The organism is Methylomonas paludis (genome assembly GCF_018734325.1).
GTDB classification, from domain to species: domain Bacteria; phylum Pseudomonadota; class Gammaproteobacteria; order Methylococcales; family Methylomonadaceae; genus Methylomonas; species Methylomonas paludis.
Genome location: NZ_CP073754.1, coordinates 2363355 through 2378606, shown reverse-complemented (window position 1 = coordinate 2378606; position 15252 = coordinate 2363355). Strand labels below are relative to the sequence as shown.

General features: G+C 48.2%; 10 protein-coding genes. 2 read left to right on the top strand and 8 right to left on the bottom strand.

Features of this window, described 5'->3' with window-relative positions; translation table 11 throughout:
- Position 1: 1 nt before the first annotated feature.
- From KEF85_RS10715 to KEF85_RS10680, 8 genes are all read right to left on the bottom strand, one after another.
- Positions 2 to 3286, bottom strand: coding sequence for a transglutaminase family protein (locus KEF85_RS10715; protein ID WP_215580370.1), 3285 nt, complete (start codon positions 3284 to 3286; stop codon positions 2 to 4).
- A 34-nt stretch (positions 3287 to 3320) separates the two neighbouring features.
- Positions 3321 to 4085: a proteasome-type protease gene (locus KEF85_RS10710; protein ID WP_215580368.1), complete on the bottom strand. Its 765-nt coding sequence runs from the start codon at positions 4083 to 4085 to the stop codon at positions 3321 to 3323.
- A gap of 7 nt (positions 4086 to 4092) precedes the next feature.
- Positions 4093 to 5097 (bottom strand): alpha-E domain-containing protein, encoded by a 1005-nt coding sequence (locus KEF85_RS10705; protein ID WP_215580366.1) that lies wholly within the window; start codon positions 5095 to 5097, stop codon positions 4093 to 4095.
- Between the two features lie 2 nt (positions 5098 to 5099).
- Positions 5100 to 6527: a circularly permuted type 2 ATP-grasp protein gene (locus KEF85_RS10700; protein ID WP_215580364.1), complete on the bottom strand. Its 1428-nt coding sequence runs from the start codon at positions 6525 to 6527 to the stop codon at positions 5100 to 5102.
- Positions 6528 to 6665: 138 nt separating this feature from the next.
- Positions 6666 to 7346, bottom strand: a complete 681-nt coding sequence (locus KEF85_RS10695; RefSeq protein WP_343222076.1) for a proteasome-type protease — start codon at positions 7344 to 7346, stop codon at positions 6666 to 6668.
- Positions 7347 to 7721: 375 nt separating this feature from the next.
- Entirely contained in the window at positions 7722 to 8681 is a 960-nt protein-coding gene (locus KEF85_RS10690; protein ID WP_215580360.1) for a DHH family phosphoesterase, read from the bottom strand.
- The gene (gene cysC / locus KEF85_RS10685; RefSeq protein WP_246534879.1) at positions 8681 to 9301 is read right to left on the bottom strand and encodes an adenylyl-sulfate kinase; all 621 of its coding nucleotides are present in this window, start codon (positions 9299 to 9301) and stop codon (positions 8681 to 8683) included. Before cysC ends, KEF85_RS10690 begins: the two co-directional genes overlap by 1 nt.
- A gap of 7 nt (positions 9302 to 9308) precedes the next feature.
- Positions 9309 to 10940 (bottom strand): tetratricopeptide repeat-containing sulfotransferase family protein, encoded by a 1632-nt coding sequence (locus tag KEF85_RS10680; RefSeq protein WP_425515600.1) that lies wholly within the window; start codon positions 10938 to 10940, stop codon positions 9309 to 9311.
- Between the two features lie 966 nt (positions 10941 to 11906).
- Here KEF85_RS10680 and KEF85_RS10670 point away from each other — a divergent pair.
- Together KEF85_RS10670 and KEF85_RS10665 are read left to right on the top strand one after the other, a co-directional pair.
- A complete protein-coding gene (locus tag KEF85_RS10670; protein ID WP_215580355.1) occupies positions 11907 to 12743 on the top strand; it encodes a hypothetical protein in 837 nt (278 codons plus the stop codon).
- A 277-nt stretch (positions 12744 to 13020) separates the two neighbouring features.
- Positions 13021 to 15237: a cytochrome-c peroxidase gene (locus KEF85_RS10665; RefSeq protein WP_246534878.1), complete on the top strand. Its 2217-nt coding sequence runs from the start codon at positions 13021 to 13023 to the stop codon at positions 15235 to 15237.
- Positions 15238 to 15252 lie beyond the last annotated feature (15 nt).

Sequence of the window (15252 nt, the reverse complement as noted above, 5' to 3'; positions counted from 1 at the left end):
TTTATGGTGTTTGCCAACGTAAATCCAGGGTCAATGGAAAGCGCGGATTGAGAGCTTCCGGTTTGACTTGCAACGATCCGGCACTATGGCCATGTTCCCAAAAACGGGCACGGCGGCGGGCTTCGGCTTCGTTGGCGTTGACGGGGAATGTCTCGTAATTGCGACCGCCCGGATGGCTGACATGATAAGTACAACCGCCAATGGAACGGCCATTCCAACTGTCGAGCAAATCAAACACTAAGGGTGCATGAATGCCGATGCTGGGGTGTAGGGCAGAAGGTGGGGCCCAGGCTTTAAAACGCACGCCGGCGACAAATTCGCCGGGGATACCGGTTGGATGTAGCGGTAAGGCTCTGCCGTTGCAAATCACTTGATGGCGGCTGCCTATCATATTGCTGACTTTGATTTGCAGACGCTCTACAGAGGAGTCGACATAACGCGACATACCGGAACCGCTGATTTCTTCGCCCAGTACATGCCAGGGTTCGATAGCCTGTCTAAGTTCAATTAGCACGCCTTCGTAAGCAACTGAACCGTAATGCGGAAAGCGGAACTCCAGAAATGGGGCAAACCAGTTATAGTCAACCGGGAAGCCGGCACTATGCAAATCACGGCAGATGTCACGCAAATCCTGTTCAATGAAATGCGGCAGCATGAAACGGTCATGCAGCGAGGTATCCCAATACACCAGTTTGCCGTGGTAAGGGTCATTCCAGAATCGTGCAACCAGCGCCCGCAGCAATAAGGATTGCACCAAACTCATGCGGTAATGCGGCGGCATTTCAAAAGCGCGCAGTTCCACAAGGCCTAGCCGTCCAGTAGCGGAATCGGGCGAATAGAGCTTGTCGATACAAAACTCGGCACGGTGAGTGTTGCCGGTTAAGTCGATCAACAGGTTACGCAGCAGCCTGTCAACCAGCCAGGGCTGCAGGCTTTCCTGACCGATGCCGATTTTTTGCTCGATTTGCTGAAAAGCAATTTCCAGTTCGTACAGGTTATCGTCTCTCGCCTCATCGACACGCGGTGCCTGACTGGTGGGGCCGATAAACTGACCGGAAAACAGATAAGATAAAGCCGGATGCTGTTGCCAGTAAGTAATCAGGCTTTTCAACAAATCGGGACGGCGTAAAAAAGGGCTGTCAGCCGGGGTTGCACCGCCTAAAGTGATATGGTTGCCGCCGCCGGTGCCGGTATGGCGGCCATCAAGCATAAATTTTTCGGTGGCCAGCCGGGTGAGGCGGGCTTCGGCATATAAGGCTTCAGTTCTGGCTTCCAGGGTTTCCCAGTTTTCAGAAGGATGAATATTCACTTCAATTACGCCGGGGTCTGGTGTCACCGACAGTGACTGCAGGCGCGGATCATAAGGCGGTTGATAGCCTTCCAGACGTATGGTTTGGTTTAAGCCGGCAGCGGTGTATTCAATGGCGGCCAGCAGTTCCAGCCAGGCTTCCAGGCTGGTGGTCGGCGGCATGAATACGTATAAAATACCTTCGCGAACTTCCAGCGTCAGCGCGGTATGGATGATCTCTTTTGCCTCTGGGCTGTCGATAAACGCTGCTGGCACACTGGTTTTGGCGTTACGCGGGAAATCGCTCAAATTTTCGCGGCTGGCAAACGGATCGACCGGTACTTCGGCCTGCTGTTTTTGGGCAGGCGCAACCCAGGGTAGGCTGCTCAGCGGCAATCTTAATCCCAGTGGTGAATCGCCGGGCAGCAGATACAGACGGTCATGTCTAAGCGGCCATAGGCTGGATTGCCAGCTGAGATTGGTATCGCCGACCGATTTGATCGGCAATACATAACCAACCACCGAGTTTAAGCCGGCCCGCAGAATTTTGGATAAACCTTTGCGAACTTCAGCCTTGTTCAAATCAGCTTGGTGTGGATCAACATTGGCCGGTAAACGGCTTTCTTCATCAAGGGCCAGCCAGGGGTCTTCAAAGGCGGGTATCAGATATTGGGGGTTGACACTCAGCCGCTTGGTCAGCGTTTCGGCAAATTTTTGCAAATCTGCACTGTTGATAATGGTCGGTTCTTCGGCGATTAAGTTTAAATCCTGCCAGACAGGTACGCCGTCTTTACGCCAGTACACATTCAGCGCCCAACGGGGCAAGGGTTCACCGGGGTACCATTTGCCTTGGCCGAAGTGCAATACGCCGCCGGTGGCGAATAGTTTCTGCAAACGCCGTACCAAGTCATTGGCCAATTGCCATTTTTCCGGGCCTAGCGCGGTAATATTCCATTCCTGGCCGTCCATATTATCAACCGAGACAAAAGTGGGCTCTCCCCCCTGAGTCAGGCGCACATCGGAATTCTGCAGCACTTTGTCGATATTCAGACCCAAGCTGCGGATGGCTTGCCACTGTTCTTCGGTATACGGTTTAGTCACGCGCGGGTCTTCGTGGATGCGGGTAACGCGCATCTCCACATTCAGATCCGATTCGCAAACGCTGGTCATGCCGCTGATCGGCGCGGCAGAAGCCGGGATGGCTGTTACGGCCAGTGGGATATGACCTTCACCGGCCAGCAAGCCGGAGGTGGCGTCCAGTCCAATCCAGCCTGCGCCGGGAACATAGGCTTCGCACCAGGCATGTAAATCGGTAAAATCGGCGCTGGGTCCAGATGGACCATCCAAAGGCTTTTCGTCTGCCGCTAACTGGATCAGATACCCGGATACAAAGCGGGCGGCTATACCTAGGTTGCGCAGGATTTGCACCAATAACCAGGCACTGTCACGGCAGGAGCCGGATTGATTGTGCAGGGTTTCTTCCGGGCTTTGCACACCTGGTTCCAGCCTGATCAGATAACCAACCAGACTCTGCACTTTTTGATTGGCCTGCACCAGAAAATTGGTGGTGGTAATTTTTTTGGGGGTTTCCTGCTTAATTTCTTTAAGCAGCGCTTCCAACAATGGCCCAACCGGTGTAGTTTCCAGAAAGGGTGCCAGTTCAACCTTCAGACTGGGTGGATAGCTGAACGGATATTGCTCTACCGCTTCTTCCACAAAAAAGTCAAAGGGATTAACCACCGTCATATCGGCCAGCAAATCCACGGTCACTTCCAGTTCGCGGGTTGGCTCAGGGAAGGTTAAGCGAGCGACAAAATTGCCATAGGCATCCTGCTGCCAGTGGACAAAGTGTTTTTCAGGTTTAACGGTTAAGGAATAGCCGGTAACCGGAGTGCGGCTGTGGGCGGTCGGGCGCAGACGGATTTCGTGCGGCGCAGCAACGACTGGCCGGTCAAAAACATAATGCGATTTATGGTGTAAGGCAACGCGGATTGTCATGGCTGGCGGCTCTGCTGTGTTACTGATTCAATGGTTAACTCGGCGGAATAGGATCTGAGTCATGAATTTCGGTTAGCCAGTCGGGATTGGGTAAAGAGGCAAACACACCGCGTAAGCCTTCACTCCAGCGTCGACTGATCTGGGAAAAATAGGGGTCATCCTGAGTAATATGTTGCTGTAAATCCAGGCAAAAACTGGAATGTTTGTAGCAGGCCAAGTCGATAGGCAGGCCAACTGACAGGTTACTGCGCATCGTAGAGTCAAAGGATACCAGAATGCATTTCACCGCATCAATTAAAGCGGTATCCGGTTTTATCACACGATCGATAATCGGCTTGCCGTATTTGGTTTCGCCGGTTTGAAAATACGGGGTTTCGTCGCTGGCTTCAATGAAGTTGCCTTCGCTATAAACCAGAAACAGGCGCTGGCGCTCATTCTGAATCTGGCCGCCGACAATAAAATTGGCGTTGCAGTCCACATTACTTTGTTGCAGAAATTGGCCATCATGTTCGCGAACTTCGCGCAAGCATTCGCCGAGTAACTGGGCAACGTCGAACAGTGATTCGGCATTCCATACATTACGCACTGCTGGATTACGGCCATAATGTTCCAGACGGTTAACGGCATTTTGGGTAATGGAGAGATTGCCCGAGCTTAAAATCACGATGGCTCTGTCTCCCGCATTTACAAAAGTGCGCATTTTTTTGAAGCTGGAAATTTGGTCTATGCCGGCATTGGTGCGGGAGTCGGACGCAAACACCATGCCGGCATTCAGTTTTAGGGCAACACAATATGTCATAAGGATTTTAATTAACAAAAGCGATCTGCTGGGTTTGTGACTGTTTTTTTATCGGAGCAGAGATAATGTAATCACGTCTGGATAAATAAGCATCACGAATTTCCTGGCCCAACAGGCTGGCATCATTTAGAAAATCGGTCAGATAATCATGCAGGCCTTGTTCAAACACATCTTCTATCCGGCCAAAATGCAGGGCGGCATGGATTTCTCCCGCTCGGCGCCGGGCTTCACGGCCGGATGAACCGTTTATGTCTATGATGGCGGCCTCGACTTCGTTCATGCAGTTATGCAGAGAGCGCGGCATATCATCACGTAATATCATGATTTCCGCTACTTTAATAGGCGTAATCACATCCCGATAAATTTTGCGGTAAGCTTCAAAAGCACTGACCGATTTGAGCAAAGCTCCCCATTGATAGAAGTCGGCTGCACTCATCACCGAATTATTCTCGGAAAACAGAATATGATATTTTACATCTAATATGCGGGCAGTGTTGTCTGCCCGTTCCAAAAATGTGCCGAGTTTGATGAAGCTTAAGGCGATATCTTTGATGATGGTACCCAAAGTTACGCCGCGAAACAGATGAGAACGGTCTTTTACCCAGTCGAAGAAGTCGGTGAATCTTTCGTTATCCAGATCGCGTGAAACTCGGTTAAGTTCCAGCCAGGTGGCATTGATCACTTCCCACATCTCCGAGGTAATGGCCCCCCGTGCGGCTCTGGCATTTTCGCGGGCCAGGCGCAGGCAGTTATAAATACTGGCCGGGTTTTCCGGGTCTAATGCCAAATAGCGGTTTACTGTGCTGCCCCGCGCTAAACCGTGTTTAAGTTCGTAACCGTTGGCACAACCGGTAATGTTTAAGGGGGCATACCATAAATAGGCTTCGGGGCCTTCTATGTCCAGGGGGAGTAAAGATGTACGGTGGGCAACATCCAAAACCCGGGCGGTATTTTCGGCGCGTTCGATATGACGCGCCATCCAGAATAAATTGTCGGCAGTTCTAGAAAGCATTTTTAGTCCTCCAGTACCCAAGTGTCTTTTGTGCCGCCACCCTGTGATGAGTTAACCACCAGCGAACCTTCGCTGAGGGCTACCCGGGTCAAACCGCCGGGGACTAAACGCACTTCTTTGCCGGATAACACAAATGGCCGTAAATCGACATGGCGCGGCGCTACCCCGGATTCGACCAGAGTAGGGCAGGTTGATAAGGCAAGGGTAGGCTGAGCAATAAAATTGGCTGGTTCGGAGAGAATGCGTTGCCGGTATGCCTCTATTTCAGCTTTTGAGCTGGTTGGGCCAACCAGCATGCCGTAGCCGCCGGAGCCTTGTACTTCTTTGACCACCAGTTCCGGCAGATTGGCCAGCACATATTTCAGGTCGTCTTTATCACTTAAGCGCCAGGTTGGCACATTGGATAGCAGGGGTTGTTCATCCAGATAAAACCGGATCATATCCGGAACATGCAAATAAGTGGATTTGTCGTCGGCAACCCCAGTACCCACGCCATTGGCCAATACCACGTTACCGCTGCAATAAGCATCCAGCAGGCCGCGTACGCCTAAGGTGGAATCGGGGCGGAACGCCAGCGGGTCGAGATAATCGTCATCAACCCGGCGGTAGATAACATGGACTTGTTGCGGGCCTTCCGTGGTGTGCATATAGACTTTTTGCTGATGCACAAATAAATCCTGACCTTCCACCAGTTCCACGCCCATCTGACTGGCCAGAAAAGCATGTTCAAAGTAGGCGCTGTTATAAGCGCCTGGGGTCATAACCACAATGACAGGGTCAGATACATAAGCTGGCGCCGCCTCACGCAAGGTATCCAGCAGCATTTGCGGATAGTGTTCCACCGGCTCCACAGTGTGATTGGCAAACAATTCCGGGAATAAGCGCATCATGGCCTTGCGGTTTTCCAGCATATAAGAAACACCGGATGGCGTGCGCAGATTGTCTTCCAGAACATAAAACTCGTTTTCGGAAACTCTGACCAAGTCTATGCCGGCAATGTGGGCATAAACCTGATTAGGCAGGTCTACGCCCTGCATTTCCGGTCGATACATGGCATTGTCCAGCACCTGATGGGCGCTGATGATGCCGGCTTTGATGATATTTTGCTCGTGATAAATATCATGCAGAAACGCGTTTAGGGCTTTGACTCGCTGTTTAATACCTAGCTCCAGACGCTGCCATTCGGCCGCACCAAAGATACGCGGCACAATGTCAAACGGAATCAGCCGTTCGGCTCCATCCGCTTCGCCATATACGGCAAAAGTAATGCCCATGCGTCGGAACAGCAATTCTGCTTCTGCACTTTTTCGCTCCAGCGTGCTGTTGGGCAGGCCCTGTTGCCATTGCATATACTGCTGGTAAATATCCCGCACATCACCACTATTGGTGAGCATTTCGTTAAAGTATTTTGGGGTAGGCTGTGTATTCATATAGTTAGTCCAGCAAGAGATATGCCATAGGTATTTGAACCGTTTTTGGCAGAATTTGGACTAGGTTGAGCGTTGTTTGCACTAATTTGGGTAGTTATGGGGTGCATTAGTGCTTTAATGGTGCGCTCGCTCGTCTGGTTAATCCTGATAGTAGGGTAATGTGTGCATTTCATTATTGCCAATGTGCGGCAGCGCTGCAAAGCTTTCCTTGAGTTTTTCATGCCAAAGTCGGCGTAACTGAAGCAGATAATCATCATCTTCCTGAAAGCAGTAATATTCCTGCAGATGATAACTGTCTTTGCGGTAGATTAATAGGTCTACCGGTGCGCCAACGCTGACATTGCTGCGCATCGTGGAATCCATTGAGATCAGGCAGCAGCGTCCGGCTTCGTGCAGGCTGGTGTCGACTTTTAGAAATCGATCCAGAACCGGCTTCCCGTACTTGATTTCGCCGATTTGCAGATAGGGGGTATGGCTAGAAGTGGTAATAAAATTACCTTCCGGATAAATCAGATAAGCACCATGAGCGGCGGGGGCAATCTGGCCGGCCAATATAAAAGTGGCCGCTGGGAAAAAGCCATTTTGACCGGCATTGGCATTAGTATGGCGATTCTGTTTACAGACGCTGATCTGACCCAGATATTCCGCTGCTTCTGCCAAACTGGCGACAGTGTTCAGATTAACGGCGGCATTTTCCTTCATGTCACGCGCCAGCTGATCCACCACCGCTTGAGTGGTCGCCAGATTGCCGGCACTCAACAGCACGATGGTGCGATTGGTATGAGTGGGCAGTGCGTGCATTTTTCGGTGAATGCTCACGTTGTCTATGCCGGCATTCGTCCTGGAATCCGATGTTAAAACTAAGCCTTCCTTGACTGATACAACAATACAATAAGTCATGGTGTATGCTACCTAACCAACTATTTTGAGCTTTTTACGGCCTGAACATTGAATAAACATATTACCCTGCTGGTAATTGCGCTTATCATAGCAACCACTTATTGTGATACCTAACGTTTTTAATCCTTTTTGTGCAGTTAAATGTGATTCGGTTTAGGTAAATATATAGTTATCATTATGTTATGAAAACTATTTAATTTTGATTATTAAGTGTCGATCAGCTGTAATTTATGCTGTTTTTTCCCGGGTTTTTTGAAATTTTGGCGTATGTTCAGTTGCTTATCGTCGCAATTTCTAACCGTAAGCCAATTCCAAAGCCTGTATCAACTCATCCAGGCGATGTCTTTCCAAATGATTGATCCCGGCAGCGGCTTGGCGGCCACCGCCTTCAGCAAATCCCGCACAAACGGCATCAGCACCGGTTCTATTGCTTAACGGTGCCCGCACACTAATCTGATAACCACCGCGCTGATTATGGCTAATAACGGCGTGCGCTCTGTCTGGATATTGATTGGCCAACTGATTACCCCAAACGCCATTAACCCTTCTGGCCCATTTCTGATCCGGCAGAATATAAACAGCAATACGCCCGGTTTGATACTCAGGTTTAATAGTTTGGGTGAGAGCCATATCTTCCTGGTAAGCACTTTGCAATAGATTGAAAACCCCTGGATTGTCGGCAATAAAATCCAGCGGCGAAGCATAGCCAGTCAGCAACTGATACAAATGATCCGGAGCCATATGCAAATCGGCCAGACTTTCGCCGTAGGCATTATAGTTAATGTATATCCCTAATTGCTGGAGTTGCACGAGCTGTCGGTCAGTTAATCCCAGCGGCTGGGCAGCACTGATGGCGCTGTCGATAAGATTGTCGCCAAACGCCCCGGTCACTGCCCAGCCTATCCAACACTGTCGGACATACTGGTTGATAAGTAAGCTGGTGCAGATATTGGCATCGGTGTTGATAATAGGGCTGAATCCGGCATGATGCGGTATCTCACCCGGCGCATGATGATCGACATAAAATATTTCAGCTTGCTTGTCCAGCAGATCCATCAGCGCCGGACGATTTTTCGGTAGCGCAATATCCAGGACGCTGAGTTGATCTCCCGCGCCGCCAGGCACTCGTTGCAATAATTCAATATCACGTTTGCAGCCGGTAATCAGTTGGGCTTTGCGCGGAAATGCCTGACGCAATTGGATCAGGGCGCAAATGCCGTCGGCATCGCCATTAAAGATGTCGAAATAAGCCATCAATCGCTCACTATGCCCTTGCGTTTCAGCAGCACCATGATTTGCTCAACACATTCCCCTAGATCCAGCCTGTCAGTTTCCAATACCAACTCTGGATTAATCGGAGCCTCGTAAGGTGAAGAAATGCCGGTGAACTTTAAAATCTCACCGTTACGAGCTTTTTGATACAGGCCTTTTACATCGCGTTGTTCGCAAACATCAAGTGCGCATCGACAATAGATTTCGATAAAATCCCCAGGCTGAACTAACTGTCTGGCCAGTTTTCGTTCTGCCAGGAACGGAGAAATAAAGGCGGTGAGGGTAATAAGGCCGGCTTCCAGCATTAATTTGGACAGCTCGGCGATGCGCCGGATGTTTTCCCGGCGGTCTTGATCGCTAAACCCCAAATCACCACACAAGCCTTGGCGTACATTATCACCATCCAGCACAAAAGTGCGGTAGCCTTGGCAATGCAAGCGTTCTTCAAGTGCATGAGCCAGTGTGGATTTGCCGGCTCCGGATAAACCGGTGAACCATAAAATAACCGCTGGATGACCATTAAGCAGTTGTCGGCAGCCACGAGTGACGGTGGCGTGATGCCATGCAGTGTTTGCCGATGCGCTTATGGTTGGTAATGCCATGCTTAAATTAGCTGGGTTGATAGTCATAAGCTTTGATGAAAGGTTCAAGTATGGGCAGAATGGCAGCAAAATGCTTTTGATAGTGCCGCCAGCGATATGCTGAGGAATGATACAAAGGTTGGGTTACCTGAGAAAAACTGGGGGTTTTAATGATTTTGCGCTGAGACTTAAGATAAAACTCTTCGCATTCAGCCGACCATTCCAGACCGATTTTAGCGAATATCGGTGAGAATTGGCCTGCCAAATCGGCCAATAAATCTTCGTAACGCAGTTCGATCCAGTTCAGAGACAGCTGGTCACGAATTGATAGCCAGTAGGCCATGATCAAGGCATAAAAACGGGCGCAGTCTGTCCAGTTCAGAAAATGAATGGTTAATGTCGACAAACCGAAAGACTGCATAAAGCAGCTTAGGCATACATCGCGCGGATCGCGTACGGCAAATATCACCACGGCCTCCGGAAACAAAGCGTTGATCAGTTCAATATTCAGGGTATTCAGGGCGGTTTTATCAACCAATACCTTGTGCTGGATTTGTTTCCCCAAAGCGGCTTGGGCGGTTTGCCAATACAGTTTGCGTAACCGGCTGATATCGGTATGGCTTAGTGATTTAATGCGTTCCGGCAGAGTTATACCCGGTTCCCCCAATTTGCTTAATTCAGCTAGAACGGCCGATAGTAAAGGGGCCTCGTCGCTACTAATAATCTGCCGGTGAGCAGCCAAAATTTGTTCAATCAGCGTGGTACCGGATCGATAAAAACCCAGGATAAAAACCGGTGTCGGTAATCCATCATCCGCTTTAAGGTTGGCGCTGGATTGTAAAAACGTCGGATCATAAGCTTGTTGGTATAGATTGATATCACGGTAAACCGCAGTCTTGTCCAGTGCTTGGGTTGCGGAACACTTTAAATTCTCCGCTCCAGCCAAACTCAACTGTTGGAATGCCGAATCATATTCCCCTATTTTATCCAGTATCACGCCAAGTTCTGTGTGGGCGCGGGCCATATTCGGCTGGCCGGTTGCCAGCAAATTTTCCAGGCGTTGTCTGGCGCGACTGAGTTCCCCTTGTTTTGCCTCCAGCACTGCCAGAAGAATAATGGCATTGGCTTCCCGTGGTGCCAGTTCGACAGCTCTTACAGAAAACGCCAAGGCTTCGGTATGCCGGTTCAGGCCATGTAGGCAAAGGGCAATTATATGGTTGGCGTTGGCAGAATTACCGTCAATGGCTAAAGCCAGTTGCGCCAGATCTAGGGCCGGTTCCAGAGCGTGCCAGTGTGATAACTGAAAAGCCAGATCAAGCACATATTTTATGTCTTTGCTTAGTTTTGCCTGTTTAAGTAGTACTTTTCCGGCTTGTAGCAGAAAAACGATGCCTTCATTGATCCGGTTTAACCGACATAAGCTTTGGCCTAAACCAGCGAGCGCTTGAGCTGAGTTTTTTTGCCGGCTCAACGCCCGACGAAAGTGGGCGGCTGCACCGGCAAAGTCTTGCTTAAATACAGCTTGTTGCGCAAAGTTTAAATCAGTCTGAAATGCATTGCTTGCCGATACCTGAGGATGATTCGGGCTATCTAGACAACATTTTTTAAATTTCTTGCCGCTGCCGCATGGGCATGGTTCATTTCGGTGAGGGCGAGTAATAATCTTGTTCTCCTATCAATTAACACTTTGTTTCGCAATGCATTTATTAAGCCAAAATTCTTAAACAGAAACATGGTCAATTTAAAAGTATTGCAGGCAATGTGCTAAGGCCTTTATTTCATGATGTTTGTCTGAAAATCTGATCGGAAATCGGCGATAAATCTGCCGAGAATAAACAGAAAAATTGGTTATACCCGAACTATCTATAGGTGATTTAACCTATATATGACATTAAATAACACAGTTTAATTAATGTTCAGGGTGATAGTTACCATGTGATGTAAGGTATTTTTTTAAAAATTTAACTTTAAAATTGATTGCGTGCTGTGGTCGTTGTTTAATAATTATTCTGGTCGTTGAGGTGAAATAGCGTTTTTACTGTATTGTTATTCCTATGTTGTCGCCTTGTTTTTCATTTAGATAAAGTCTGTATGATTAATGGTTTTATAATCTGTCTGTGGGTTTTAGGTAGTGATATACCTGGCTTGTCATGCTTTATAACTAATTGAAATTAAAAATAAATTATTTTTAGTTTTCTATTGTCTTTATTTGTTATTAAGTTGTTAATAAGGAAATATACTTGTGGTTTTTAATATTATGATGTGATTAATTTTTTAGGCTTTATAAGCAGAAATATAAAATTAGCCTGCTAAACGTATTTAACTAATTTATATTTTTTACTGAATACATGATATGTAATTTTTCTATTGGCATGCTGTTTGCTTACGATGTTGTGCCGCCAAAAAATCATGATGCATAGCCACATCTGGTCAAAGCATTTTGTATTCTGCTCGGCAAAAGAGCCATATCTGACGTGAAACATACTAGCAAATCAATGTTAATCTTCCTGTATGTCGATTGTTTCCGGTGTACAGGCCGCTTACCAGTTTTTGTGTTAATTATTCTAAATCAGAGGTGGTTTATCGTTAAATACTTAGTGGTGCGCAAGCACAATGGAGATTAGGAATGAGTTTGAAATTAAAAACTGCTATTAATTCAATACTGGCAGGAACCGTATTATCGGTAGTCAGCAGCACTTCTTTTGCGTCTGGGGCCGTTGGTGTTCAAGCGCTGTCAGCTTGGATAGGCAGCAATAATGTGTTGGGTGCCAATAGTGAAATTCAGACTATTAATACCTTAGGCCTGAACAAAAATGCATTCACCGACAATGCCGCCTTATTGGATTCATCCTGGGGACACACCGGTAAGTGGTTTACCTTTGATGTCACAGCGGCTAATCAAACCGTAGATATTAATGCCACTGTATTAACCGGCAATGCCAGTGTGGCTTTTACGGTATGGGCTAGCGGCAATAGTGCTTTTAATGGTGGAACGACGGCGCCCGGTGAGCTTAGTGCCGTGGGCAATGCCCCGCATGTGTTTAATTCAGTTGGTCAACTCGGCAGTGCCGGTACCGTTTGGGCAACCGATCCTTCAGTTAATGCTGCAGGTGGCGGCAATTTGTTGGAAACCCTGGCTTATGTCAATACCGGTATTGCTCATGCTAGTGGTTCCTGGGGAGAAGTCATCAATGCAGGAGTTAATCAGGTGGCTGCAGACAATACTTATTTCTCCGGTACTGTGGCTGGCGGCACTACCAGTAATTCGGCTGATCTGGTGTTCCAGAATTTGGCGCAGGGTTTTTACGCAATTTATGTCGGCGGAGCGGATAGCAGTAAGACCCTGGCATCGACTTATCAACTCAGTATTTCTGCAGTGCCAGTACCTGGCGCAGTTTATTTGTTCGGTTCAGCGCTGGCCGGAATGCTTGCTTGCGGTCGCAAAAAGTTGAGAGCGGTTTAAGTAAGTTACTGTGAGCGCTTATTATCTGAAGTTCTTGCTGTCAAAGCCATAGTATCAATTATGCCAACATAATTTTAGGGAATGAAATTATCGGTACGAGACAATTCGTCATAGGGGGGATGTTTGAATGAACATCTGGGTAAAACACAGGTATCACAAAAGCCGTTTTATCTGCTTTGGGTGTGTGTCTCACTGCAATGGTGAGGCACATCCTGTTTGGTCAGATCATCGATCTGGCAAATCTAGCGCTACACATTAGAAAATCCGGAGTCTTAGTATGTTTTTTCGTTTAATCAACCCAATTATGCTGGTTGGTCTGATGCTGCTTGGCATTGAAACCTCTGTACTGGCAGACGGTTTTGGTCCTTTGCCGATCAGTCTTAAAGGCACACCTTTGCCTGCCGTACCGGGTTTGCTGGATGGGCCTGATCCGATTGTGGTTGATAAAGATTCAGCAATTGCCTTGGGTAAGGCCTTGTTTTGGGATACCAATGTCGGTAGTGATGGTATGGCTTGTGCAAGTTGCCATTATCATGCCGGCGCTGATGGAAGAACCAAAAATCAATTGGCGCCAGGCGGCAAATTTTCTACTCTGGCCACTGCGCAAACCTTTACCCACACCGCCAGTAATGGTGTCGGAGGGCCGAATGCCTCACTCAAACAAGCTGACTTTCCGTTCTATCAACTGGCCGATCCTTTGGATCCCGGTTCAACTATTAACTTTCAGAGTGATGATGTATTCGGATCGTCCGGCACATTTGCCGGCAAGTTTTTGTCAGTAACGCCAAGAGATTTTTCTTTGTCGGTGCAAACCGGCAGCAACGACACCTGTAATCGCGCAGCCGATCCGGTATTTCATGTCGGGGCCATTGGTACCCGCAAAGTCACCCCGCGTAATGCCCCTACGGTAATCAATGCCGTATTTAACTTCCGTAATTTTTGGGATGGTCGGGCTAACAATATATTTAACGGCAGCAGTCCTTGGGGTGATCGTGATCCAAACGCCGGTATTTGGGTAAGAACCGGTGCCACGACAATTGCAAAGCAACGTCTAACACTCATCAACTCTTCGCTGGCATCGCTGGCGGTTTCACCACCACTAAACGATTCCGAAATGAGCTGTAGTCAGCGCACCTTTAAAGATCTGGCCCGCAAGATTCTGAATCGTGCCCCGTTGGAACAACAAATTGTGCATTATCAGGACAGTGTACTCGGCGCTTTAAGTCTTAGCTCACCGGGTAATCTCCAGCCCGGTCTGAATACTTATTATCGGGCGCTGGTAATGGATGCGTTTAATTCAAAATATTGGTCTTATCCTTTGCGGGATAAGTTTGGTGCTCCCGCAACCCCTGGAGCAATGCCTTATGCCCAGATTGAAGCAAATTTTTCCATGTTTTTTGGCTTGGCCATCCAATTGTACGAATCTACTTTGGTTTCCGATGACTCACCTTTCGATCGAAGTGGCCGCAATGCCCAAGGCTTGCCGACAGATTTAAGTGCAACTGAATTAAGTGGTCTGGATCAGTTTAGAAACAGCAATTGCGCAATGTGTCATATCGGCCCAGCTTTTACCAGCGCGGCTATTGCTATTAATGCTCAATTGGTGAAAACGCATCCCGAAGCCTTTGGTAGTCCGGACATTATCATTAAAACCTCAAATAATGTTGTGACCCGCTCTCTGAGTAATGCCGGTAATACCCTGATCGATACCGGTTTTGGTTCGACTGGTGTTACTCCTATTGAAGCAGATATAGGTTTGGCTGGGGTTGATGATTTGGGTCTGCCATTGTCATTCAGTCAGCAATATTTGCAGTATTTGGCAGGTAATAATGCCGCTGTTTACGATGCTGTCGTCAAAACTATCAGACCATGTGATTTTCAGGTAGCGTTGGCCCTGAATGTACCCACAGCCATTCCCCGATTTTTCACCCAGGCCGATGGCGTAATCCCTCAAGCACAAAGCACAATTGATTGCGCAACCCCAAGCTATGCCTATCAGCCCACAGCCGCCGCCACAAAGACGGAATTAGCTAAAACCAATAGCGGTAAAACACTGGCGGTAGTATCCGGGGTATTAAAAATACCGAGTTTGCGTAATATCGAATTGACCGGCCCATATATGCATAATGGCAGCATGTCAACTCTGGATCAGGTTTTGGAGTTTTATGCCAGAGGCGGAAATTTTGAGACTCCGGCCAAAAACTTTGGTTTTATCTTTGAGCAGGCTGATTTAGCCACTAATGCCGGCAATCGGGCTGCCATCGTGGCGTTTTTGAAAACTTTGACAGATGAACGGGTGCGCTATGAAAAAGCCCCGTTTGACCATCCGCAAATCAATATAACCCATGGCCATCCAGGTGATGATATTGCTGTGAGTAAAACCAATCCATTATCTGCTGCATTAGGCGCTGACCAATATCTGGTCATAGACGCGGTGGGAGCCAATGGCAGGGCGACAGCGGTGAAAGCGTTTGATCAAACTTTGCCGCATTAAGTTGGCAGCTAATCA

What these genes read in the sequence shown, in the direction of transcription:
- KEF85_RS10715 (WP_215580370.1), bottom strand. Translation starts at nt 3,286, where the DNA reads ATGACAATCCGCGTTGCCTTACACCATAAATCGCATTATGTTTTTGAC.
- KEF85_RS10710 (WP_215580368.1), bottom strand. Translation starts at nt 4,085, where the DNA reads ATGACATATTGTGTTGCCCTAAAACTGAATGCCGGCATGGTGTTTGCG.
- KEF85_RS10705 (WP_215580366.1), bottom strand. Translation starts at nt 5,097, where the DNA reads ATGCTTTCTAGAACTGCCGACAATTTATTCTGGATGGCGCGTCATATC.
- KEF85_RS10700 (WP_215580364.1), bottom strand. Translation starts at nt 6,527, where the DNA reads ATGAATACACAGCCTACCCCAAAATACTTTAACGAAATGCTCACCAAT.
- KEF85_RS10690 (WP_215580360.1), bottom strand. Translation starts at nt 8,681, where the DNA reads ATGGCTTATTTCGACATCTTTAATGGCGATGCCGACGGCATTTGCGCC.
- cysC (WP_246534879.1), bottom strand. Translation starts at nt 9,301, where the DNA reads ATGGCATTACCAACCATAAGCGCATCGGCAAACACTGCATGGCATCAC.
- KEF85_RS10670 (WP_215580355.1), top strand. Translation starts at nt 11,907, where the DNA reads ATGAGTTTGAAATTAAAAACTGCTATTAATTCAATACTGGCAGGAACC.
- KEF85_RS10665 (WP_246534878.1), top strand. Translation starts at nt 13,021, where the DNA reads ATGTTTTTTCGTTTAATCAACCCAATTATGCTGGTTGGTCTGATGCTG.